Annotated in this window: 23 protein-coding genes; 15 read left to right on the forward strand and 8 right to left on the reverse strand. The window is 58.3% G+C overall.

Annotation, left to right across the window (positions count from 1 at the left end; translation table 11 throughout):
* Positions 1-13 precede the first annotated feature (13 nt).
* Together rhaS and C8N45_RS15185 are read right to left on the reverse strand one after the other, a co-directional pair.
* The gene (gene rhaS / locus C8N45_RS15180; RefSeq protein WP_108387101.1) at positions 14-1,015 is read right to left on the reverse strand and encodes a rhamnose ABC transporter substrate-binding protein; all 1,002 of its coding nucleotides are present in this window, start codon (positions 1,013-1,015) and stop codon (positions 14-16) included.
* Positions 1,016-1,053: 38 nt separating this feature from the next.
* Positions 1,054-1,854 carry a DeoR/GlpR family DNA-binding transcription regulator gene (locus C8N45_RS15185; protein WP_108387102.1) on the reverse strand — a complete coding sequence of 267 codons (801 nt, stop codon included), beginning with the start codon at positions 1,852-1,854 and terminating at the stop codon, positions 1,054-1,056.
* 189 nt (positions 1,855-2,043) lie between these two features.
* Here C8N45_RS15185 and C8N45_RS15190 point away from each other — a divergent pair, with 189 nt between their 5' ends.
* Together C8N45_RS15190 and C8N45_RS15195 are read left to right on the forward strand one after the other, a co-directional pair.
* Positions 2,044-4,146 (forward strand): bifunctional rhamnulose-1-phosphate aldolase/short-chain dehydrogenase, encoded by a 2,103-nt coding sequence (locus C8N45_RS15190; protein WP_108387103.1) that lies wholly within the window; start codon positions 2,044-2,046, stop codon positions 4,144-4,146.
* Between the two features lie 10 nt (positions 4,147-4,156).
* The gene (locus C8N45_RS15195; RefSeq protein ID WP_108387104.1) at positions 4,157-5,395 is read left to right on the forward strand and encodes an L-rhamnose isomerase; all 1,239 of its coding nucleotides are present in this window, start codon (positions 4,157-4,159) and stop codon (positions 5,393-5,395) included.
* 20 nt (positions 5,396-5,415) lie between these two features.
* Here C8N45_RS15195 and C8N45_RS23280 read toward each other — a convergent pair whose 3' ends face one another.
* The gene (locus C8N45_RS23280; RefSeq protein WP_168769493.1) at positions 5,416-5,568 is read right to left on the reverse strand and encodes a hypothetical protein; all 153 of its coding nucleotides are present in this window, start codon (positions 5,566-5,568) and stop codon (positions 5,416-5,418) included.
* Positions 5,569-5,759: 191 nt separating this feature from the next.
* Here C8N45_RS23280 and infC point away from each other — a divergent pair, with 191 nt between their 5' ends.
* On the forward strand, positions 5,760-6,305 hold the full coding sequence (gene infC / locus C8N45_RS15200) for a translation initiation factor IF-3 (protein ID WP_108387105.1): 546 nt from the start codon (positions 5,760-5,762) through the stop codon (positions 6,303-6,305).
* 63 nt (positions 6,306-6,368) lie between these two features.
* Here infC and C8N45_RS15205 read toward each other — a convergent pair whose 3' ends face one another.
* From C8N45_RS15205 to C8N45_RS15220, 4 genes are all read right to left on the reverse strand, one after another.
* The gene (locus C8N45_RS15205) at positions 6,369-7,349 is read right to left on the reverse strand and encodes a molybdopterin-binding protein (protein WP_108387106.1); all 981 of its coding nucleotides are present in this window, start codon (positions 7,347-7,349) and stop codon (positions 6,369-6,371) included.
* The gene (locus tag C8N45_RS15210) at positions 7,346-8,320 is read right to left on the reverse strand and encodes an XdhC family protein (protein WP_108387107.1); all 975 of its coding nucleotides are present in this window, start codon (positions 8,318-8,320) and stop codon (positions 7,346-7,348) included. The genes C8N45_RS15205 and C8N45_RS15210 overlap by 4 nt, the downstream gene beginning before the upstream one ends.
* Before the next feature lie 121 nt (positions 8,321-8,441).
* Positions 8,442-9,695: a vWA domain-containing protein gene (locus C8N45_RS15215; RefSeq protein WP_108387108.1), complete on the reverse strand. Its 1,254-nt coding sequence runs from the start codon at positions 9,693-9,695 to the stop codon at positions 8,442-8,444.
* On the reverse strand, positions 9,695-10,600 hold the full coding sequence (locus tag C8N45_RS15220) for an AAA family ATPase (RefSeq protein WP_108387109.1): 906 nt from the start codon (positions 10,598-10,600) through the stop codon (positions 9,695-9,697). The genes C8N45_RS15215 and C8N45_RS15220 overlap by 1 nt, the downstream gene beginning before the upstream one ends.
* A gap of 355 nt (positions 10,601-10,955) precedes the next feature.
* On the opposite strand from C8N45_RS15220, the gene C8N45_RS15225 reads away from it, so the two are divergent.
* Positions 10,956-11,891 (forward strand): phosphoadenosine phosphosulfate reductase, encoded by a 936-nt coding sequence (locus C8N45_RS15225; RefSeq protein WP_108387110.1) that lies wholly within the window; start codon positions 10,956-10,958, stop codon positions 11,889-11,891.
* Between the two features lie 10 nt (positions 11,892-11,901).
* Here C8N45_RS15225 and C8N45_RS15230 read toward each other — a convergent pair whose 3' ends face one another.
* Positions 11,902-12,189, reverse strand: a complete 288-nt coding sequence (locus C8N45_RS15230) for a hypothetical protein (protein WP_133175992.1) — start codon at positions 12,187-12,189, stop codon at positions 11,902-11,904.
* A gap of 115 nt (positions 12,190-12,304) precedes the next feature.
* Between C8N45_RS15230 and pyrC the strand changes: the two genes are divergently transcribed.
* The 11 genes from pyrC (at position 12,305) to C8N45_RS15285 (ending at position 22,605) form a co-directional block, all read left to right on the forward strand.
* Positions 12,305-13,357 (forward strand): dihydroorotase, encoded by a 1,053-nt coding sequence (pyrC, locus tag C8N45_RS15235; protein WP_108387112.1) that lies wholly within the window; start codon positions 12,305-12,307, stop codon positions 13,355-13,357.
* Between the two features lie 57 nt (positions 13,358-13,414).
* Entirely contained in the window at positions 13,415-14,083 is a 669-nt protein-coding gene (locus C8N45_RS15240; RefSeq protein WP_108387113.1) for an orotate phosphoribosyltransferase, read from the forward strand.
* Between the two features lie 223 nt (positions 14,084-14,306).
* Positions 14,307-15,794 (forward strand): replicative DNA helicase, encoded by a 1,488-nt coding sequence (locus C8N45_RS15245; RefSeq protein ID WP_108387114.1) that lies wholly within the window; start codon positions 14,307-14,309, stop codon positions 15,792-15,794.
* Between the two features lie 66 nt (positions 15,795-15,860).
* Positions 15,861-16,898 (forward strand): alanine racemase, encoded by a 1,038-nt coding sequence (gene alr / locus C8N45_RS15250; protein WP_108387115.1) that lies wholly within the window; start codon positions 15,861-15,863, stop codon positions 16,896-16,898.
* A gap of 63 nt (positions 16,899-16,961) precedes the next feature.
* The gene (locus C8N45_RS15255; protein WP_108387148.1) at positions 16,962-17,408 is read left to right on the forward strand and encodes a paraquat-inducible protein A; all 447 of its coding nucleotides are present in this window, start codon (positions 16,962-16,964) and stop codon (positions 17,406-17,408) included.
* A 27-nt stretch (positions 17,409-17,435) separates the two neighbouring features.
* Positions 17,436-18,800: a DNA repair protein RadA gene (gene radA / locus C8N45_RS15260; protein WP_108387116.1), complete on the forward strand. Its 1,365-nt coding sequence runs from the start codon at positions 17,436-17,438 to the stop codon at positions 18,798-18,800.
* Positions 18,801-18,822: 22 nt separating this feature from the next.
* Complete coding sequence (locus C8N45_RS15265; protein ID WP_108387117.1) at positions 18,823-19,419, forward strand: CvpA family protein; 597 nt, start codon at positions 18,823-18,825, stop codon at positions 19,417-19,419.
* A 223-nt stretch (positions 19,420-19,642) separates the two neighbouring features.
* Positions 19,643-21,100, forward strand: a complete 1,458-nt coding sequence (purF, locus tag C8N45_RS15270; RefSeq protein ID WP_108387118.1) for an amidophosphoribosyltransferase — start codon at positions 19,643-19,645, stop codon at positions 21,098-21,100.
* Between the two features lie 33 nt (positions 21,101-21,133).
* Positions 21,134-21,544: an arsenate reductase (glutaredoxin) gene (gene arsC, locus C8N45_RS15275; protein WP_108387119.1), complete on the forward strand. Its 411-nt coding sequence runs from the start codon at positions 21,134-21,136 to the stop codon at positions 21,542-21,544.
* 115 nt (positions 21,545-21,659) lie between these two features.
* The gene (locus tag C8N45_RS15280; protein ID WP_108387120.1) at positions 21,660-21,923 is read left to right on the forward strand and encodes a hypothetical protein; all 264 of its coding nucleotides are present in this window, start codon (positions 21,660-21,662) and stop codon (positions 21,921-21,923) included.
* Positions 21,924-21,963: 40 nt separating this feature from the next.
* Positions 21,964-22,605, forward strand: coding sequence for an SDR family NAD(P)-dependent oxidoreductase (locus C8N45_RS15285; RefSeq protein WP_108387121.1), 642 nt, complete (start codon positions 21,964-21,966; stop codon positions 22,603-22,605).
* Positions 22,606-22,749: the final 144 nt, after the last annotated feature.

Consider the following 22,749-nt stretch of genomic DNA (forward strand, 5'->3'; position numbering starts at 1 on the left):
ATGTTCGAACCGATTAGAAGATCGACTTGAACTGCTCGATGTTGGAAGCATCATAGACAAAGGGATCGGCCATTGCTGCCGACGTAGAATCGTCCAGTGTGATGGTTCCGACCCGGCCAATCGAGATTTCGGCACCCGGTTCGGCGGTTGCTGCGCCCGAGGCCAAGGCATGGGCAATCATGGTTGCCGAATAGCCCAAGTCGATGGGGTTCCAGATCGCAAAGGACTGCGAAGCACCGCTTTCAATGGCACCGGCCATCTCGGAAGGAAGCCCAAGGCCGGTTACGTTGACCTCACCGACCTTGCCTGCGTCGACCACGGCTTGCGCTGCAGCCACGATACCAACGGATGTCGGTGCGATGATCGCATCGAGATCGGGATAGGACTGCATCAGGCCGGTGGCCTCACGATAGGATTTGTCGGCAAGGTCGTCGCCGTAGACCGTTGTGACCACGTTGATGCCGGGATAGTCGCCAACCACCTTGTTCATCTCTTCGATCCAGATGTTCTGGTTCGTCGAGGTGGTGGTCGCCGAAAGTACGGCCACATCACCGCCATCGGGCAAATGATCCGCCGCGAGCTTGATGATCATATTGCCGATCAGGGCATTGGATGATGGGTTCAGGTGCATTTGGCGGCCTTCTTCGGCCACGCCGGAATCCCAGCTAATGACAGTGATGCCACGCTGCATTGCCTTCTTGAGGGTCGGCACAAGTGCGTCGGTGTCGTTGGCCGAGACGGCGATGGCGTCAACGCCCTGCGCTATCAGAGAGTTGATGACCTCGATTTGGCCCTCGGCGGTGGTGTCGGTCGGACCGGTATAGATGATCTCGACGCCACCCAGTTCGGCGGCGGCCTCTTCAGCCCCCTCTGCGGCAGCCTCGAAAAAGCCAATCCCCAAGGCCTTCACGACCAGTGCGATGCGCATGTCGTCCTGCGCCATGGCGGTTGTGCCAAACAAGCTGGCTGCAAGGCCAAGGCCTGTGGTGAGTTTTGTAAAAGTGCGACGTTTCATTGAAATCCTCCCTAAAGTACGTTCGCGGTTTAAGCCCCCTACGAGGCCACGTTTCTCTGAGCGCCCCCCGATTGGGCGACGATCAGCGTCACTTCTGCGGCCTCCAACATGGCTGCCGCCTTGTCTGATATCTGGTCATCCGTGATGACCGTCGTGATCCGGTTCAGCGGGCAAAGAACGAGGCTGGAGCGTTGCTCGAATTTCGTGCTGTCCGCCAGTACGACAAGCTCGTCGGCCTGCCCGATGAGTTTTTGCTCTGCCTGGATCAGCAGCGGATCGGCCTCCATCAACCCCAAGGGCCCAAGGCCCTGAGCGCCCATGAACATGCGGCGGGCGCAAAAGTTCCGGGTCACGTCATTGTCGAATGGCGACAGGATGATGTTCTGTTCCCGATAGATCGTGCCGCCCGACAGCAAAATTGTGTTCTTGGAATGCTTGAGCAAGTGCTCGGCAATCGGGAACGAATTTGTAAAGACCTGCAAGCGGCGACTGGCCAGTGGGTGGACCATCTGAAAGGTGGTCGTGCCTCCGTTGATGATGATTGCGTCGCCATCCCTGCAAAGATCGACCGCAGCCGCAGCAATCGCCTGCTTCTCATTGATCCGCATGGTTTCGTTGACTGAAAAGGGGCGACCCGCAATACCGACAAACTGTGGCGGGTTCAACGCCTCTGCACCGCCGCGCACGCGCCGCAGCTGACCTTCCTGATCCAGAGTTGCGATATCGCGCCGGGTTGTGGCTTCGGATGCGCCAGTCAGATTGCACAGTTCGACAACCGTGACCACGGGGCGCTCCTCGACTGCGGACAAGATAATCGTGTGGCGCTCTTTTTCGTGCATTCAACGTCCTCCCCTACGATGCGAACTTGCAGGGATGCGGATCAAATGTCAATCATTAACAGTAAAATATTGTCATATAGAGTCGCTTTATGATTGCTTTTGACTATCAATGATTGACAAAGTGTCGCGCTCTGATCAGTATTTGGGCCGAATGTATTGACGGGCGAAGAGTGTCCACAGGGAGGGAACATGTTGAAATCACTGGAAACTCAGCTGCTTGATAGCCGTTGGGATGATGACGTCGCAAAAGGGATGAGCGAATCGGAATTACTGCTCTATCGCTCGAACATCCTCGGCTCTGATAAGCGTGTGACCAATTATGGAGGTGGCAACACCTCTGCCAAGGTGATGGAGACCGACCCGTTATCCGGCGATCAGGTTGAGGTGCTCTGGGTCAAGGGTTCCGGCGGCGACATCGGCTCGATCAAGATGGACGGTTTTGCCACCCTCTATATGGACAAGCTGCAGGCGCTGAAGCCGCTCTATCGCGGGGTCGATTTCGAAGATGAGATGGTCGGCTACCTGCCGCACTGCACCTTCAAACTGAACCCGCGCGCGGCCTCAATCGATACACCACTGCACGCCTATGTGCCGCGCAAACATGTGGACCACGTCCACGCCGATGCAATCATTGCGATCGCCGCGTCAAAGAACTCCAAAGACCTTACGAAAGAGATCTTCGGTGACCGTATCGGCTGGCTGCCGTGGAAGAAGCCCGGATATGAGCTTGGTCTGTGGCTCGAAAAGTTTTGTGTCGAAAATCCGGATGCGGACGGCGTGGTTCTCGAAAGCCATGGTCTTTTCACCTGGGGCGACACCGCAAAAGAGTGCTACGACCAGACCATTGACGTGATCAACGTCGCGACAAAATGGCTGGCCGAGCGCAGCAAGGATGTCGCACCCTTTGGCGGAGCCATCCACAAGAGCCTGTCTGCCGGTGACCGTCGTGCGGTCGCCGCCCGGCTTATGCCCGCGATCCGCGGGTTCGTGTCCGGTAATCAGCACATGGTCGGCCATTTCAACGACAGCGACGTGGTGCTTGAGTTCGTCAATGCCAAGGACATGGAGACGCTGGCAGCCTTGGGTACATCCTGCCCCGATCATTTCCTGCGCACGAAGATCCGCCCGCTGGTGGTACCGTTCAATCCCGCGACCCGTAACATTGACGCCGTCATGGACGGGCTGCCTGACCAGATTGCCGCATACCGCAAAGACTATGCAGCCTACTACGAGCGCTGCAAACATGACGACAGCCCGGCGCTGCGCGATCCGAATGCAGTGGTCTATCTGGTGCCCGGCGTTGGCATGATCACCTTTGCCAAGGACAAGGCAACGGCCCGCATTTCCGGCGAATTCTACGTCAACGCGATCAACGTGATGCGCGGAGCTTCGGCGGTCAGTGAATATCAGGGATTGCCCGAGCAAGAGGCCTTCGACATCGAATACTGGTTGCTCGAAGAAGCAAAACTGCAACGCATGCCGAAACCCAAGTCGCTTGCAGGCCGGGTGGCACTTGTCACCGGAGGGGCGGGCGGCATCGGTGCGGCGACTGCGGAACGCTACTTGCGCGAAGGGGCCTGCGTGGTTCTGGCCGACATCAACGAGGATGCGCTGGCTTCGACGAATGACAGTTTGTCGGGCCGTTTCGGTGCCGACGTTGTCCGAAGTGTTGTCATGAACGTGACCAGCGAAGACGCTGTCGCGGCGGCCTTTGCCGCGACTTCGGTCGAATTCGGCGGCGTCGACATTCTGGTATCCAACGCCGGAATCGCATCCTCTGCCCCGATCGAGGAAACCTCTCTGGCGCTGTGGAACAAGAACATGGATATCCTGTCCACCGGCTACTTTCTGGTCAGCCGCGAAGCATTCAAGCTGATGCGGGTGCAGGACATGGGCGGCTCGGTCGTCTTTGTTGCATCCAAGAACGGTCTTGCCGCCTCGCCGAATGCTGCGGCCTACTGTACCGCGAAAGCGTCCGAAATACATCTTGCACGGTGCCTGGCCCTGGAAGGCGCCGAGGCGGGCATCCGCGTCAATGTTGTCAATCCCGATGCTGTCCTGCGGGGCTCCAAGATCTGGGAGGGTGACTGGCTGGAACAGCGCGCGGGCACCTATGGCACCGACAAGGACGGGCTGGAAGAGATGTATCGCCAGCGGTCCATGCTCAAACGGTCTGTCCTCCCCGAAGACGTCGCCGAGGCCTGCTACTTCTTTGCCGCAGACACGTCTGCCAAGTCGACCGGCAACATCATCAATGTGGATGCAGGCAACGTCCAAGCCTTCACGCGATAGGAAAAGACCCATGAGCTATGAAACAGCGAAAGCCGCATTTGCCGACTGGGGTGTCGATACCGAAGCCGCCATGGATCGCCTGAAAAAAAATCCGATTTCCATGCATTGCTGGCAAGGCGATGACGTCGTCGGGTTTGAACCGAAAACCGGCAGTTCTGGTGGTGGTATTCAGGCGACCGGAAACCATCCCGGCCGCGCCAGAACACCCGACGAATTGCGGGCCGATCTGGAATTCGCCTATGCGTTGATCCCGGGCAAGCACCGCCTGAACCTTCACGCGATGTATCTGGATACGGATGAAAACCCGGACCGGGACGAGATCGAATTTCGGCATTTCGCGCCGTGGGTTGATTGGGCCAGGGAGCAAGGCATCGGACTGGATTTCAACCCGACGTTCTTTGCGCATGCCAAAGCAGACGACAATTTGACCCTCAGTCATCCTGACGATGGCATTCGTGATTTCTGGATCGAACATGGCAAGCGGTCCCGCGACATTGCGGCACAGATGGGGGTCGCGCTCGGCTCGCCCTGCGTCAACAACATCTGGGTGCCCGACGGATACAAGGACACGCCAATTGACCGGATGTCGGCGCGCAGGCGGCTGGAGGCATCGCTTGATGCCATGCTGGCCACGCCCAAGGACAAGGCACAGCTGTTGGACGCGGTGGAAAGCAAGCTCTTCGGGATTGGCGTCGAGGCCTGCACCGTCGGCAGTCATGAATTCTACATGGGCTATGCGATCCGCAAAGGGACCCTGTTGTGCCTGGACATGGGCCATTTCCATCCGACCGAGAACATTGCTGACAAACTCAGTTCGGTTGCGCTCTCGCTTGACGAAATTTTGCTTCATGTCTCGCGACCGATGCGTTGGGACAGCGACCACGTCATCCTGCTGAACGACGATATCCTTCAAATGGCGCAGGAACTTGTCAGCGCAGATTTGCTGGGCTGCACCCACATCGGGCTCGATTTCTTCGACGCCACAATCAGCCGGACCGCAGCTTGGGTGATCGGCACCCGCAACATGCAAAAAGCCCTGCTGCGTGCGCTCTTGATGCCTCTCGACACGCTGAAATCCGCGGAAAGCGCGCTGGACTACACGACGCGCCTAACGGTCACGGAAGAGTTCAAGGATATGCCATTCGGAGCGATTTGGGATGAATTCTCGGCACGTGAAGGTGTTCCGAATGGTCAGGCACTCATCAAACAGCTCGATAGCTACCAAAGCAGCGTATCAGGTCGCGATTGAGCTCATGTGTAGTGTGCGGGTCATACTGCGGCCCTTTGCGCTTCTGCCTCGGCACGGGCTGTTTCCCCGGTCAGCTCACCGATGGCCGCCGACGGGCTGCGCCCCTCAACGGTATAATAATACCCGAAATAGCCCAACGCGGCGGCAATGAGAATAATCGCAATTGCTCTCATTTGAGAAACCCTTTCCATGGCCATAAAAGCCCCTCGGGGGGCTGCCCACAGGGATGTAAGACATCACCAACAAGGGAAAGCGCGGGGCAGCGCCAGACCAAGCCAAATACAGCCCGTTTTCCGGGTTGAAGCGGGGCGGACAGCCGTCTAACTTGGGCCCGTAAACACGCAGTGATTCAAGGATAAAGATCATAGGACGCAGACCCCACAACGCGCCGCCGCAGCGCGACACCGGCCCCCGGGTAAACGAGCGCATTCGCGAAGATGAAATCCGCCTGATCGGCGCCGACGGAGAAAACGTCGGTGTTGTATCACCTTCTCGTGCCATGGTGATGGCTGATGAGGCAGGACTTGATCTCGTCGAAATTTCGCCCAACGCCAAGCCGCCGGTCTGCAAGATCATGGACTACGGCAAGTTCAAATACGAGACGCAGAAGAAAGAGGCCGAAGCGCGCAAGAAGCAAAAAATCATCGAAATCAAAGAGGTCAAGTTCCGTCCGAACACCGACCAGCACGATTATGATGTGAAAATGCGCAATGTTTTCAAATTCCTCGAAAACGGCGACAAGGTAAAGATCACCCTGCGGTTCCGTGGACGTGAAATGGCGCACCAGCAGCTGGGGCGCGAATTGCTGGAACGCGTCGCTGAGGATACCAAGGAAACCGGCCGCGTCGAAAACTTCCCCAAGATGGAAGGCCGCCAGATGGTTATGCTGATTGGGCCGCTGCCCAAATAGTCACACGGCATGTCTGGATGAATGAAATGCGCAGGCTCTCCTGCGCATTTTTTTATGGAGCGGTTATATATCGCCGCGTGGCTTGGGCCGGGTCGGAATTTCCTTGAGCAAGCCGCCCACCCCCATTGCCGCAAAATCAGTCGGGCCAAGGTCGAGGCCGCAAATGACGCGCTCCAGCACCCAATCTGCCCCGTTCAGCGCGGGTGAACGCGCGCACCCGGGCAGGCCAATCACGGGCCGCTCACCCAATGCCCCCAGAAACAAAAGGTTTCCCGGATCAACCGGTATGCCGAACTGGGTCACGGTGCCCCCTGCCCGCCGCAATGCTTCGGGCCCCACATCGCAGGGGTCCGACGTGGCTGAGGCAGTCAGCACAAAGATCACCTGTCCTGTCGCCGCCCTGATCGCTTCTGACAATGCATCGGTCTTGTGCGCCACGACAACCCGATCATCAAGAGCGACGCCAAGCCGGTCAAGCCGCCCGCGCAGAGCGGCGCGTCCTTTTGACGAGGGGGTTTTGTCGGTGCGCGTCTCGATCAGGGTGGCGGTTTGATATCGCGGCGGCAGCAAACCCAGCGCGCCCTTTCCCGCCGCGCATGCCTTTGCCACATCGATTTGCGGCACGCCGTAGGAAATCACCTTGACCGTAGCGATCATTGCGCCGTCCTCAACCCTGTGAAAGGGCGGTACTGTTGCGACTGTTATCATCGGGTTGACGGCGTTGAACTGGTCTATCGCAGCCCGGTCAATCACGGCTACCCCCGGCCCGGTCGCAAAAAGATTGACGCGCCCCGTGGCGGCATTGCTGTGCCTCAGATCGGGTTGCGCCAGTGCCTCTGCAAGCGTCGCGGCTGCCTGGTCTTCATCCAAATCATCCGGCCCAAGCCGGGCGACAGTAATCATCTCATGCCCGGCGGCGGCGAGCGCTTGCAGATCATCCGCGGACAGGTGGTGCCCTTTGCGCAGTCGCGATTTGCCCAGTGCTATAGAGTGGGCCAGAATTGTCCCTTCCGCCTCGCCCACCGGGACGCCACCGAATTTCATCGGGCTTTCCGCAGGGACTGGGTCACTTCGGCCATGATGCTGACTGCAATTTCGGCAGGGTTGCGACCGCCGATATCCAGCCCGACGGGGGCGTGTATCCGGGCAATCTGTGCGGCATCAAACCCTGCCTCTTCCAACCGCGCGACCCGCTTTGCGTGTGTTCTTTTGGACCCAAGACACCCCAGATAAAAAGCCTCTGACGCCAAAACCGCCTGAATTGCGGGGTCGTCCAGCTTGGGATCGTGGGTCAGGGTGACAACGGCGGTGCGGTGATCGGGTTTGAGCGTTGCCATCGCCTCGTCCGGCCAATCCTCAAGGATGGTTTCGCCGGGAAAACGGTCTTGTGACCCGAACGCAGCGCGCGGGTCGATCAGCGTGGGCGCATAGCCGCAGGCACGCGCCATGACGACGAGGAATTGGGCAATATGCACCGCCCCCACGATAATCATCCGCAACGGGGGATTGTGGACGGCCACAAAGGTGCGCCCGTCCTCCTCAACGCCGGACCGGTCCAGCCGGAAACGGTCAGGATAGCTGTCGCGCGGGGCCAGTCGGGGATTGCCGTTAACAAGATCGGTGACATAGGCCACGGGTGTTTTCTGCGCCCGCGCCGCAACCAGCTCTTCCAGTAATGCAATTGGCAGGGCCGTGCCGACAGGTTCGACAAGAACCTTGATTTCGCCGCCACAGGCCAGCCCGACGGCAAAGGCTTCATCGTCGCTGACGCCGAATTCCAGCACACGGGGTTTACCATCCTCAAGCGCGTCAATGGCTTCTGTGATCACAGCCCCTTCCACGCACCCGCCCGAAACGGATCCTTCCATCGCGCCATCGGCGGTGATCACCAACTGGCTGCCCACCGCACGCGGGGCCGACCCCCAAGTCTGCACAACGGTTGCAATCGCCACGCCGCGTCCGGCGCGATGCCAGTCCAGCGCCAAGGCAGGCAGGTCAGTGATTATGTCTGTCATAACTGCATTCCAATCCCTGTAAGACAGCGTGCATTCACCGCCGCCACGCCATTCATATAGGCAAGATCACGATGTTGGAGAAGGGGCCAGCCCGCAGTCGTATGATCCAGCGGCACATGCCTCAGCCCTGCATCATCGCCATCAGGCGCGCCTTTTGACCGCTGTCGTGGGGGCGGGCCAGCGCATCGGCCAGACCCTCAAGCGAGGTGATATTATGTCCAGCCCGGAAGCTGGAGCAGTGCGGCAGCATCGCCATGATCCCCTTGGCTTTGGGCGCAAACCCATCCCAGCGCAGCAACGGGTTCAGCCAGATCAACTGTCGCGACGACAGTTTCAGGCGCTCCATCTCACGGCCCAGATCGGCCGTTGTGTCCCGGTCCAGCCCGTCAGTGATCAGCAACACAACAGCCCCCTGCCCCATCACCCGGCGCGACCAGTCGCGGTTGAAGGAGGCCAAACATTCCGCGATGCGCGTGCCGCCTTCCCAATCCTGCGCCTCTAACCCCGCCGCGCTGAGTGCCGCATCCACATCACGGGTGCGCAGGTGGCGGGTGATGTTGGTCAGGCGCGTGCCAAAGGTAAAGGCATGCACCTGCGCCCATCCCTGCCCCTCGCGGTTGGCGACAGCATGCAGAAAATGCAGAACGGCGCGCGAATATTGTGACATGGACCCCGAAATATCGCACAGCACCACCAGATTGGGATAGCGGATGCGACGGCGTTTGGTGGCAAAATCAGTGACTTCGCCGCCATGACGCATGGCACCGCGCATGGTGGCGCGCCAATCGGGCAGACGCCCGGGCAGGTTTTGCGTGCGCCTGCTCAGAATCGGTGGCACCGGCAGACGCAGGCTGGCCAGAATACGTTTTGCAGCCGCCATTTCCGCCGTGCTCATCTGCTCGAAATCAAGCGAACGGAGCTTTTCCTGCGTGGATATCGTCTGCGAGGCGTCAATCGAAATTTCAACTTCTTCGCCATCTTCCTCGGGTGTCGGCAAGTCACGTTCCTGCCCGTCCAGCAATGCTTCTGCAGCGCGTTTCTCGGCAGCCTGTGCCGTGCGTTCCTCGGCGACGCCGCGCACCATGGGTGACATGAATGACATCATCTGTTCCAGATAACGCGGATCGCGCCAATAGAGGCGAAAGAGTTGGCCAAAGGTTGCACGTTCTTCGGGCTTGGACACAAAACAGGCGTGCAGCGTCCAGTAAAAATCAGCGCGTTCGGTAAAACCCGTCGCCTCGACCGCGCGGATCGCGTCAATGATCCTGCCCGGCCCTATCGGCAGACCTGCCTTGCGCAGGGCGCGTGCGAAATGGGTGATGTTCTGCGCCAGCTTGGGATCGTCGGGCAGTTCAAGGGCAGCGAGTTCAACCACTAGACGGTCTCCAGCCCTGCCTTCGCCTCTTCCAGAATCCGTTTGGCTTCGGATCCTTCGAGTTTCTGGATGTCGTCCTGATATTTCAGGATCGCGCCCAGCGTATCGGCGATGACGGCAGGCGACAGGTTGATAACGTCCAGCGCTAGCAGGCATTTCGCCCAGTCGATGGTTTCGGCCACGCCTGGTTTCTTGAACAGGTCCTCTGTGCGCAGTTTTTGAACGAATGCCACGACTTCACGCGACAAGGCTTCAGAGGCTTCGGGCGCGCGGGCGTGCAGAATTTCGATCTCGCGCTCGAAGTCAGGATAATCCACCCAGTGGTATAGACAACGGCGCTTCAGGGCATCATGCACCTCGCGGGTGCGGTTTGATGTCAGTATGACAATCGGTGGTTCCGGTGCCTTGATGGTGCCCAGTTCAGGGATCGTGACCTGAAAATCGCTGAGCGCCTCCAGCAGAAACGCCTCGAACGGGGCATCGGTGCGATCCAACTCGTCGATCAGCAAGACCGGCGCACCGCCGTCTTGCGGGCGCATCGCCTCAAGCAAGGGGCGTTCAATCAGGTATTCCTCGGTAAAGAGCTCCGTCTTCAAAATATCGCGGTCGGCACCGCCTGCGGCTTCTGCGGCACGGATGGCGATCATCTGCTCGGCAAAGTTCCATTCATAGACAGCGGATGCGGCATCCAGCCCTTCGTAACATTGCAGGCGAATCAGGCGCCGGCCCAGACTGGCGGCGATGGCCTTGGCAATTTCGGTTTTACCTGTCCCTGCCTCGCCTTCAAGAAACAGGGGGCGTCCCAAGCGCAGCGACAGAAAGACCACCGTCGCCAAGGCCCGCCCACATACATAGTCTTGTTTCGCCAGCGCGGACTGAACCGCATCAATATCAGCAAATACCATAGAATTCTCCTTAGCAGGCATAGCTGCATCCTGCGGCGCTCGCGTCAAGCCGCGCAGTGGCGGTTTGCGACCAAAGGCTAAGAGCCACTGGCAGCAACGCAGCATAGATGGTTTTCCCCCCAACGGGAACGCGTGGTGACATGGACCAATCGGGGCTTCACAATTAACCAAGGAATGGCAGCGCTGGTCCTATTGTGACATCATTGAATTCAAAGCGTGAACAAAACCGGGAAATCGTTAGGTTTTAACGCAATTTCCGCAACAAATCCGCGGCCTGCTGCGCGTAATTTCGCCGCAAATCTTGACTAGGAAGGCAACAGTTTCGGGCAACGCGCCCTGATTAGAAATGGTAAACATGGTACTCAATCACTTGACTTTGGAGACGTCGCTTGAGGGTCTCGACAAAAACGACTGGTTTTCGCAAATCGATGACATCTGTGACGAACACGGCTTTTTCGAGCATCTCGGACCGGCGCATTTTGCCGGGTTTCTCGAAGCAGGCAACAAACTGTTCGTGACATTTGAAAATGTCGATCAAATCATCGCACACAACAAGGATGCGGAACCGCGCGGATTTGCCTTTGCGCGCAACGATGGCTGGTCTCATCTGGCCCTGTTTTCAGTAAGCAACAGCTGGTTTCGTGATCGCGAAGTCTATGATCTATTTGATCGGTTAAGCGACGACGGCTTCTTTGACGGTTTCGAGCATATCTTGTTTCACGGCACAGGTGCCGCAGGCTATGCGGCAGCTGCATTTTCCGTGGCCGCGCCCGGTGCAACTGTTTTGGCCGTGCGCCCCCAAGCCACGCTGGACCCTGCGATCACCGGTTGGGACAAGCGCTTTTTCGACCAGCGCCGCCAAAGCTTTTCCACCCGTTATGGATACGCGCCAGATATGATCGAGGCAGCGTCTGACGTGTTTATCGCTTATGATCCGCTCCAATCGCTGGATGCGATGCATGCGGTTCTGTTTCGCAATCCCAACGTCACCCTGTTACCCTGCCGGTTCATGGGGGGACAGCTTGAACAGGCCTTCGAACGGATGGAAATCCACGACGTCATGATCAGTCTTGCAATGGATCACAAGCTGGACCGTTGCCGTTTCAACCATTTGCTGCGTGCACGGAAATATGACGAGGGCTACGCATCTGCAGTCGTCACAAGCCTCTTGCAACAAGGACACCGCAAACTGGCCAAGCTGGTCTGTTCCTACATGTTGCTACGTGGCAAACAGGCATTCTTTGAAGACACACTGCGTCGATTGAATGAACAACCATCGCTTGAACTTTAGCGCGCGGCTCTCACGGTTTACCATTGCCTGCGTCGATCTGTTTTTTGCCCGCATTGAACAAGCGGGGTCCGAAATATCCGACAATGGCGCCAAGGATCAGCCAGAAGGGTGATCCGGAGTGCGCAAAAATGGCAAGTACCGCAACCGCCAGAAGAAGCACCATGAACGTCACAAGCCTCTTTTCGCCGGGGTCTACCGCCATATATCGGCGTAGCATTTTCACGATCGGGTCTCCGACCGAATCTTCGAGTTGCGGCGTCAGATAGCCCGCCACAGCGGCGATCAAAAAGCCAAGCATCCTGTTCTCCTTTTCGTAACCACCATATCTTTTGATATTGGGGCGCATCGCGACATCTGCAAGTGGCGCGCAGGACCTCTGGCCTCCGGCCGCGCAAAGGTGTAACGGTTTCTACATGCCCGATAAGAACATCACAGAACTGACAATTCGACGCCCCGACGACTGGCACCTGCATCTGCGCGACGGCGCAATGCTTCAGGCGGTTCTGCCTGAAACAACCCGCCATTTCGCCCGGGCGATAATCATGCCCAATCTGGTGCCCCCCGTTGTCACGGCACAGCAGGCGCAGGCTTACCGCGAACGGATCATGGCCGCTGTCCCGGATGGTGCCGTTTTCACACCTTTGATGACCCTTTATCTGACCGAGGACACCGACCCTGCGGACGTGGCACAGGCCCATGCGGACGGCATTGCGACCGCGGTCAAGCTTTATCCTGCAGGGGCTACGACGAACTCGGCCTCTGGCGTGACCGATTTTGACAAGGTTCGCGCCGTGCTTGAGAAGATGGCGGATATCGGCATGCCCCTGTGTGTGCATGGCGAAGTGACCAATTCAGACATCGATATTTTTGATCGCGAAGCGGTGTTCATTGACAAGGTTCTCAAGCCGCTGCGCAAGAAGGTCCCCGACCTGAAGATCGTGATGGAACATGTCACCACACAGGATGCGGTCGATTATGTCCGCGACACCAGCAAGAACCTGGCTGCAACCATCACCACCCACCATCTGATCATTAACCGCAATGATATCCTCGCCGGGGGAATCAAGCCGCATTACTATTGTCTGCCCGTTGCCAAGCGGGAGGCCCATCGGGTGGCGCTGGTCGAGGCCGCGATTTCCGGTGACAAACGCTTTTTTCTGGGCACCGACAGCGCGCCCCATACCGACCCTGCCAAGTTGCAGCCTTGCGGATGCGCAGGCATTTTTACAGCCCCCAACACAATGTCGTGCCTTGCCGAAGTGTTCGAGGCCGCAGGCAAGCTGAAAAAGCTGGAGGCTTTCGCATCGCTCAACGGTCCGCAGTTTTATGGTCTGCCCCCGAATGACGCGACCATCACCCTTTTGAAGGGGGATCCTGTTTCCTATCCCGATTCGATACCCACCGCCGACGGTCCCGTGACAGTGTTTGATCCCGCTTTTGACCTGCACTGGCGGGTCGCGGATTGATGATGCGGACCCTCCGGGGGGGATATTTTTGGCCATAAGAAGCAATAAGGTATTACGATGATTCCAACTTCATTTCCCAGCAAGGAAGAAATGGCCCGCCTCACGGCGGGAATGCTGATTGAAATTGGTGCCATTGATTTTAATGCCAAAGAGCCGTTCACCCATGCTTCGGGCAAACAGGCCCCGACTTATGTGGATTGCCGCAAGCTGATCAGCTACCCCCGCATCCGCGCGACCTTGATGGATTTTCTCAGTGTGACCATCATGCGCGAGGCTGGTTTTGAAGCCTTTGACAATATCGCGGGGGGCGAAACGGCGGGTATTCCCTTTGGCGCACTCGTGGCAGAACGCCTGGTCCTGCCGATGAGTTATGTGCGCAAGAAACCCAAAGGCTACGGGCGCAATGCCCGCATCGAGGGGGTCATGACGGAAGGGCAGCGGGTCCTTCTGGTGGAGGACCTGACCACGGACGGCGGATCAAAACTGTCGTTTGTCGATGCGATCCGTGACACAGGCGCCACATGCAACGCCACGGCCGTGATCTTTTTCTACGATATTTTTGAAGGCGTTCATGAGACGCTGGCAGACCATGGCGTCCAGCTCATACATCTGTGTACCTGGTGGGATGTTCTGGCCGAGGCGAAGGCCCGGGCAGCATTTGACGCATCCACTCTGGCCTCGGTGGAAACATACCTGAATGATCCGGATGGCTGGAAAGCCGCCTGAAATATTTTTTCATGGCCTGTGTACAAGTTTAAGTGCGAATCCTGACGCTCTTCAAAATATGCGCAAATCTACCAAATCACATGCTAGATATGGTAGCCTGAAAGCCCAGTTCCGGTTATACACAGAGTTATCCCGCAGACGATCCCCAATAATACTAAGATAGCGGAACGCGCGGGCAGTCTGCTATGGCACAGTCGGGTTCGGCAGTTGAGGTGAGAGAGACATGAACGAAATTTCTGCATTCAACGCAACCGGGGTCGAAGCGACCGCGACCGACCTGATGCCCCACTCGACCGAGGCCGAGCAGCAACTGTTGGGCGCGATCCTGACCAACAACGACATCTTTGACCGTGTGGCCTCGATCGTTGGCCCCAAGCATTTCTACGACCCGGTCCATGCCCGCATTTTCGAGACCGCCGCCAGCCGCATCGGAAAGAACGCGCTTGCCAGCCCTGTCACACTGAAAACTTTCCTCGAGGATGACGAGGGGCTTAAAGAGCTTGGCGGGCCTGCCTATCTGGCCCGACTGGCCGGTGCCGCAATTTCCGCCTTTGCAGCCCGCGACTATGCCCAGATGATTTATGATCTGTCTGTCCGCCGCGAGTTGATTCAGGTGGGCCGGTCGATTGCCGACAAGGCTGCAAAGGTTGATGTCGAGTCAGAGCCCAAAGAACAGATCGTCGAGGCCGAACAGGCGCTTTATTCGCTTGCCGAACAGGGGACCACCGAACAGGGTTTTCAAAGTTTCCTGCGCGCAGTGACCGAAGCCGTGAATGTGGCCAACACGGCCTACCAGCGCGAAGGCGGGCTGGCAGGCGTATCCACTGGCCTTGCCGATTTAGACAAAAAGCTGGGCGGTTTACATAAATCCGACCTGTTGATCCTTGCCGGCCGCCCATCCATGGGTAAAACATCGCTTGCCACCAACATCGCCTTTAACGTCGCCAAGGCCTATCAGAAGGGCAAGTTGGCGGATGGCAGCGAAGGGGCTGTTGACGGCGGTGTTGTGGGGTTCTTTTCGCTGGAAATGAGCGCCGAACAGCTGGCTGGCCGTGTCTTGGCCGAAGCCTCTGAAATTTCGTCGCACAAAATCCGGCAAGGGGACATGACCGAAACGGAGTTCCGCCGCTTTGTGGATGCCGCCAAGCAACTGGAATCCTGCCCGCTGTATATTGACGACACCGCCGCTATCCCGATCAGCCAGCTTGCCGCCCGTGCGCGGCGGCTCAAACGGACCCATGGGCTCGACGTGCTGATTGTGGACTATCTGCAGCTGGTGCGCGGCAACTCTGACAACCGGGTGCAGGAAATCGGGGAAATCTCGATGGGGCTCAAGGCCATCGCCAAGGAATTGAACATCCCGGTGATCGCCCTGTCGCAATTGTCCCGTCAGGTCGAAAGCCGGGAGGACAAGCGCCCGCAGCTTTCTGATCTGCGTGAGTCCGGCTCGATCGAGCAGGACGCCGATGTAGTCATGTTCGTCTATCGCGGCGAATATTACGTCGAGCGAGAAAAGCCTGACGATGCCAACATGGAAGCCATCGCCAGCTGGCAGGAAAAGATGTCCAACCTGCATGGCAAGGCCGAGGTCATCATTGGCAAACAGCGGCACGGCCCTATCGGCACTGTTGAACTGGCCTTTACCGCTGAATTTACCCGTTTCGGCAATCTTGCAAAGGCATGGCAGCAGGCCGACGATCAGCAGTTCTGATCCTTTTGCGTGGCCCGCCCGTTTTAACCTCTTGCCCGATCCCGCGCCCCCTGCCAAAAGGTGCGCATGGGAACCGGACGTCTGACAATTGACCTTGATGCCGTCGTCGCCAATTGGCGCGCGCTGGATGACAGGACCGCCTGCAAGACGGCGGCAGTCGTCAAGGCGAACGGCTATGGGCTTGGCGCTGCGAATGTGGCCAAGGCCCTGTTCAAGGCGGGTGCGCGCAAATTCTTTGTCGCCGTCGCCGAAGAGGCGGTGCCCCTGCGCGAGGCACTGGGCCCAAAGCCCCAGATCAACGTTTTTTCCGGCCATATGAAGGGTGACACGGAGTTGATTCGTGACCTGAACCTGACACCGATGCTGAATTCCGTTGACCAGCTGACCCTGCATTTCGAGGCTCTGCCCGGCCACCCGTTCGGTATCCAGCTTGATACCGGCATGAACCGGCTGGGCATGGAAATGCAGGAATGGGCTGCCGTCGCCGAACTGGCCCTTGCCCAGAACCCGACGCTGGTGATGTCGCATCTGGCCTGTTCCGATGAACCCGACCATCCGATGAACCCGCATCAGCTTGAGAACTTCAAAAAGATGACGGACGGGATAAGTGCGCCCCGTTCGCTGGCCGCGACGGGCGGGATTCTGCTGGGTCCTGACTATCATTTTGATCTGACACGGCCCGGCATCGGACTTTATGGTGGCGCACCCTTTGCCGACGCAAACCCTGTCGTCGAACTGGATTTTCCGGTTGTTCAGGTGCGCGAAGTCGCAACCGGCGAAGTCGTAGGGTATGGCAACAGTTGGCAGGCCACACGCCCGTCCAAGGTGGCTACCGTGTCGGGCGGCTATGCCGACGGAATTTTCCGCATATTGTCTGACAAGGCCACGCTGTTCCACGGCAACACCCCCTGCCCGCTGATTGGGCGCGTGTCGATGGATTTGCTGACCATTGATGTGACCGATCTGGCCCAAACCCCTGACAGGCTTACTTTGCTTGGGCCCCAGCAAGGCGTCGATGATCTGGCTCAGCAAGCCAAAACAATCGGCTACGAAGTGCTGACCCAGTTGGGCGCACGCTACAATCGGCGCACCTACGGCAAGTAGCCGTCGCATTTTTCTGGCCTTAAGCCAACAAAGCGCATGTTTTCGGGACGATCCATGTTCAACATTCTACGTTTTGCCAATCTTGCCCTTTTGATCTTGTTTCCGGTGGCGTGGTTTGCGCCGCTGATGCGCGCGGGTTTTCTGCCGCTTTTCGGGCTGAGCGAAATCAGTGTCATATCAGGTATGCAAAGCCTGTGGAAAAGTGACGTCGCACTGGCACTGCTGGTCACGGCATTTGCGCTCTTTGCCCCCTACCTCAAGACAATCGGGCTGGCTCTGATCCATTTTAATCTGTTGAAAGACAAGGTTTTACCGATATTGTCGTGGCTGGGGAAACTGGCCATGGCTGATGTGTTTCTGATTGCACTTTATATCGTTGTGGCCAAGGGCGTGGGCATTGGTAAGGTGGAAACAGCCTGGGGGCTTTACATGTTCACGGCTTGTATTCTGGCATCCATCGCGATCTCGGCGCTCACACCAACGGCAAAATCGGATCAACCCATTGCCTAATGGCGGCCATTGGTCCAAAAGGTGAACATGGCCAAGAACCTTTCCTTTTCCTGCTCTGAATGTGGCGCCGCGCACAAGAAATGGTCGGGGCAATGCGATGCCTGTCAGGCGTGGAATACAATTACCGAAAGCAAGGCGCTGTCCACCGGCCCCAAGGGGAAAACCCTTGGCGGGATGCGTGGCAAGACGATTCCGCTGACTGATCTGGACACGCAAGAGGCCGAACCGCCGCGCACAAAAGCAGGCGTCGGCGAGCTGGACCGCGTGCTGGGCGGCGGGCTGGTCAAAGCCTCTGCGTTGCTGGTCGGCGGTGATCCGGGCATCGGCAAGTCAACATTGCTGCTGCAAGCCGCTGCAAGATTTGCCCGCAATGGTCTGAAAGTTATCTATATTTCGGGTGAGGAGTCGAACGCACAGGTGCAAATGCGCGCGCGGCGTCTGGGGCTTGAGAAGAGTCCTGTCCTGCTCGCCGCTGAAACCAATCTGCGCGATATCATGACCACGCTTGATATCGAAAAACCCGATCTTGCGATCATCGATTCCATTCAAACCATGTGGGCCGATACGGTAGAGTCCGCACCGGGCAGCGTCAGTCAGGTGCGGTCATCGGCGCATGAGTTGACGACATTTGCCAAGCGCAACGGCATGGCCGTCGTGCTGGTGGGCCATGTCACCAAGGAGGGCGCGATTGCAGGCCCCCGCGTCGTCGAACATATGGTCGATACGGTGCTTTATTTCGAAGGCGAACGCGGACACCAGTTCCGCATCTTGCGTTCGGTCAAGAACCGTTTTGGCCCTGCCGACGAAATCGGCGTCTTTGAAATGACTGGCAAAGGGCTGGCCGAGGTCAAGAATCCCTCGGCCCTGTTCTTGTCCGAACGCGGCACCCCTGCGCCGGGGTCGGTGGTGTTTGCCGGCGTTGAGGGGTCGCGCCCCATGCTGTGCGAGATACAGGCACTTGTGGCACCTTCGCCACACAGCCAACCCCGCCGGTCTGTGGTCGGGTGGGACGGTGGCAGGCTGGCCATGATCCTTGCCGTGCTCGAATCGCGGTGCGGTGTGCCCTTTGCCGGATTGGACGTTTATCTCAACGTGGCAGGGGGTTTGCGTATCACAGAGCCGGGCGCAGACCTTGCCGTGGCGGCGGCTTTGGTATCCGCCCGCGAAGATGCAGCCCTGCCCAAAGAGGCGGTTGTTTTCGGGGAAATCAGCCTGTCGGGTGCGTTGCGTCCGGTGGTGCAGACCGAAAATAGATTGAAAGAAGCGCAGAAACTTGGTTTTACCACAGCGATCATACCGCAACAGGCCAAACAGCCAGCGGTCGCCGGCCTGACACTAAGTAATGCAACAGATTTGGCCGGGTTCGTCGAAGAAGTATTTGGGGCCCGTTAAGGCTCACGGCAGGAGATAAACCATGGAAGGCTTTACGCTGGTCGATGCGGGTGTTGCTGGCATCATCATTTTGTCAGGCATACTGGCCTATAGTCGCGGGTTGGTGCGCGAAGCGCTCGCGATCCTTGGCTGGATCGGTGCCGCAGTGCTGGCCTATCTGTTTGCAGATCAGGTTGAGCCACTGATCAAGCAAGTCCCGATCCTCGGGGATTTCATCGGTGGCAACTGCGAAATTGCCGTGATCATTTCCTTTGCTGCGGTCTTTGCTGTTGCACTTGTCGTGATCTCGATCTTTACCCCGCTGTTTTCCAGCGTTGTGCAGAAATCAGCATTGGGCGGCGTTGATCAGGCGCTTGGGTTCTTTTTTGGTGTGTTGCGCGGCATTGTCTTGGTGGCGATTGCCTTTGTTGTCTACGACAATGTCTTCGCCGACCAACAGGTTGCGATCATCGACGACAGCCGCTCTGCGGTCGCCTTTTCGGAACTGTCCGGTCAGGTTGACGAGCAAGACCCTGAAGAGGCCTTTGGCTGGCTCAAGCAACGGTTTGAGGACATGATGGCCAGCTGTGACGCACCAACCGATGCGCCGGCAGCACCAGAGACACCTGCGACCGACTAACCCAGCGTCCGAGTCAGAGCAGGCAAAAAGTAACACCGAACAGCGCCCTTCGGTCTTGGGCGCTGAAAGGACAGGAACAAGGCCAAAGCGCCGGTCCGACCGCTGCCTGCGACACCATGCTGTCCAAAAGAAACATGATAGTTTCGTGACACCCGCCCCCGGACCCACTAAGACGGGGGCAACCAGACCCATTGGATTCGGAGCTGCCCTCTTGTCCCCTCAGATGCCCCCCGCCCATCCCTTTGACGATGACAAGCTCAAGGAGGAATGCGGCGTCTTTGGCGTTGTCGGCGTGACAGATGCGGCCAATTTCGTGGCCCTTGGCCTGCATGCGCTGCAACATCGCGGACAGGAAGCAGGCGGGATTGTCACGCATGACCCCAAAACAGGCTTCAATCAGGCCCGCCGCATGGGGTTGGTGCGCGACAACTTCACCAGTGCCGATACCATGGAAGAACTGCCCGGCAGCATCGGGATCGGCCACGTCCGCTATTCCACGGCGGGTAACAAGGGCCAAACGGCGATGCGCGATGTGCAGCCGTTCTTTGGCGAGTTTTCCATGGGTGGGGCCGCCATTGCCCACAACGGGAATATCACCAATGCCGTCGCCCTGCGCCGCGAACTGATCGAACGCGGTTCAATCTTTCAAAGCTCATCTGACAGCGAATGCATCATCCACCTGATGGCGCGCTCCATGGGCCGGCAAATCCCCGACCGCATGGAAGAAGCCTTGCGCAAGGTCGAAGGTGCATTTTCCATCGTGGCGATGACACGCACCAAACTGATCGGTTGCCGCGACCCATTGGGCGTGCGCCCACTTGTACTGGGCAAGATCGGCGACGGCTGGGCGCTGGCGTCGGAAACATGTGCGCTGGATATCATCGGAGCGGAATTCATCCGCGAAATCGAAGCCGGTGAGATGGTGGTCGCCACTGACAAAGGTGTCGAAAGCCACTTCCCCTTCCGAACAAAAAAATCGCGCTTTTGCATCTTTGAACATGTCTATTTCAGCCGACCCGACAGTATTCTGGGTGGCCGGTCAGTCTATGAGACCCGCGAAAACATCGGGCGCGAACTGGCCAAGGAAGCGGCTGTTGACGCGGACATCGTGTGCCCGGTCCCCGACAGCGGCACCCCTGCGGCCATCGGCTATTCGCTGCAATCAGGCATTCCCTATGCGATGGGGATCATCCGCAACAACTACATGGGCCGGACATTTATCGAACCGACCGAACAGATCCGCAACATGGGTGTGCGCCTGAAGCTGAACGTCAACCGGGCACTGATCAAGGATAAAAGAGTCATTCTGGTGGACGACAGCGTTGTGCGCGGTACCACCAGCCGCAAGATCAAGGAAATGATCCTTGATGCCGGTGCCGCCGAAGTGCATTTCCGCATTGCCAGCCCACCCACGGCTTGGCCCTGTTTCTACGGCGTCGATACGCCCCAACGCGAAAAGCTGCTGGCTGCAACCATGTCCGAAGATGAGATGCGCAAGCATCTGGGCGTAGATAGCTTGCGCTTCATCTCGCTCAACGGTCTTTATCGGGCTGTGGGCGAGGCGGAAGGCCGCAACAACGCTTCGCCCGCTTATTGTGACGCTTGTTTCTCGGGCGAATACCCGGTGGCCCCGTCCGACATGATCGAACAGGGCTTTCAGCCGCGTACAGCGGCAGAGTAACACGAATAGGATGGGCCGCATCACACGCTGCATATGACCACCGTCATCTATCACAATCCCGATTGCAGCAAGTCACGCGATGTCTTGGCCATTATTCGCGCCAGCGGAACAGAACCGACGATCATTGAATACCTGCAAGCTGGCTGGACCCGCCCGCAATTGCAGGGGCTTTTTGCAGCAGCCGACCTGACGCCGCGCGAAGCATTGCGCACCGGCAGATCACCAGCCGCAGAACTTGGCTTGCTGGATGCAGCTGTCAGTGATGATGCTTTGCTTGTCGCCATGGTCGCGCATCCGGTACTGGTGAACCGCCCGATTGTCTGCACACCCAAAGGCGTGGCACTTTGCCGCCCGTCCGAAGCTGTGATGGCGTTGCTGGAAAAGCCGCTCAAAACCGCCGTCTACAGGGAAGACGGCACATTGATCGCAGACACCCCCGCCTGACCCGCGAGATTGTGATCGCAATCCGGCCCTGACGGTCTGGCATTGCTCTTTTCATGGCCGCGAATACCTGTCAAAGCCGCCCCTGAAGCAAGAGAAACTAACCGGTACTCCTGAAATGGCAGAAGAGCAGACACCGGCCCTCGTGGCCGAAAAAGCGACGATCCCCAACGCGGTTGACCCACGCAATCTGATTGTGATCGGGCTGATGCAGGCGCAGGATGGCCCTGCGGCGCTCCTCCGCTCTGGCCGCGGGCAGGTCGCGCGCGTCACCCAAGGGTCCGAGGTTTTTGGCATCACGATCACAGCGATTGGCAGTGACGTGGTTGTAATGACAGATGCCCGCGGGACGACCTATCAACTCACGGTGGCAACCCGCTAACGCACTTGACCTTGGCGGCGGTTCGGCACATCACGCGCACATGACAAAGACAGCATTGATTACAGGCGCATCGCGCGGACTTGGGGCAGCACTGGCCAAGGCGTTGGCCCCGACACATCACATCATCGCGGTGGGCAAAACCGTAGGCGCGTTGGAAGAGCTTGACGATGCCATTCAAGCCAACGGTGGTCAGGCGACACTTGCCCCGATGGATATCACCGTTGACGCGGCCATGCAGCAGTTGTGCCGGGGCATCTATGACCGCTGGGGCACATTGGATCTGTGGCTCCATACGGCGATACATGCAGCCCCACTTGCCCCTGCGGGTCATATTGGCCCCAAAGACCTTGCCAAATCCGTTTCCATCAATATCGACGCCACCGCACGGCTGATCGGCTATGTTGCCCCCCTGTTGGGCCAGACCGGGCAGGCCGTATTCTTTGACGACCCGCGCGGTGGCCAACAATTCTTTGGGGCTTACGGGGCAACCAAGGGCGCGCAAATCGCGTTGGCCCGCAGTTGGCAGGCAGAAAGCCTCAAAACCGGACCCAAGGTCAGCATCCTGTCGCCTGAGCCAATGCCAACTGCCGTGCGCGCCCGGTTTTATCCCGGTGAGGACCGCAGCGCCCTGACGGACCCCGCCACAGAGGCGGCGCGTTTGCTGCCCGACATTATCGGTTAATCCGGCAACACCAGTGCGCGCAGCGACTGATTTTTTGGCTTTGCACCTCAGTACCGTTGCCCAGTTTCTACGGTTTTGTGCAACCTCATGCGATGATGTGGGCCGCGCTTGCCGCCCTTTGGCCCCTCGCTTAGGAACGGGATA

Origin of the sequence: Yoonia sediminilitoris (assembly GCF_003058085.1) — a bacterium.
Taxonomy (GTDB): Bacteria; Pseudomonadota; Alphaproteobacteria; order Rhodobacterales; family Rhodobacteraceae; genus Yoonia; species Yoonia sediminilitoris.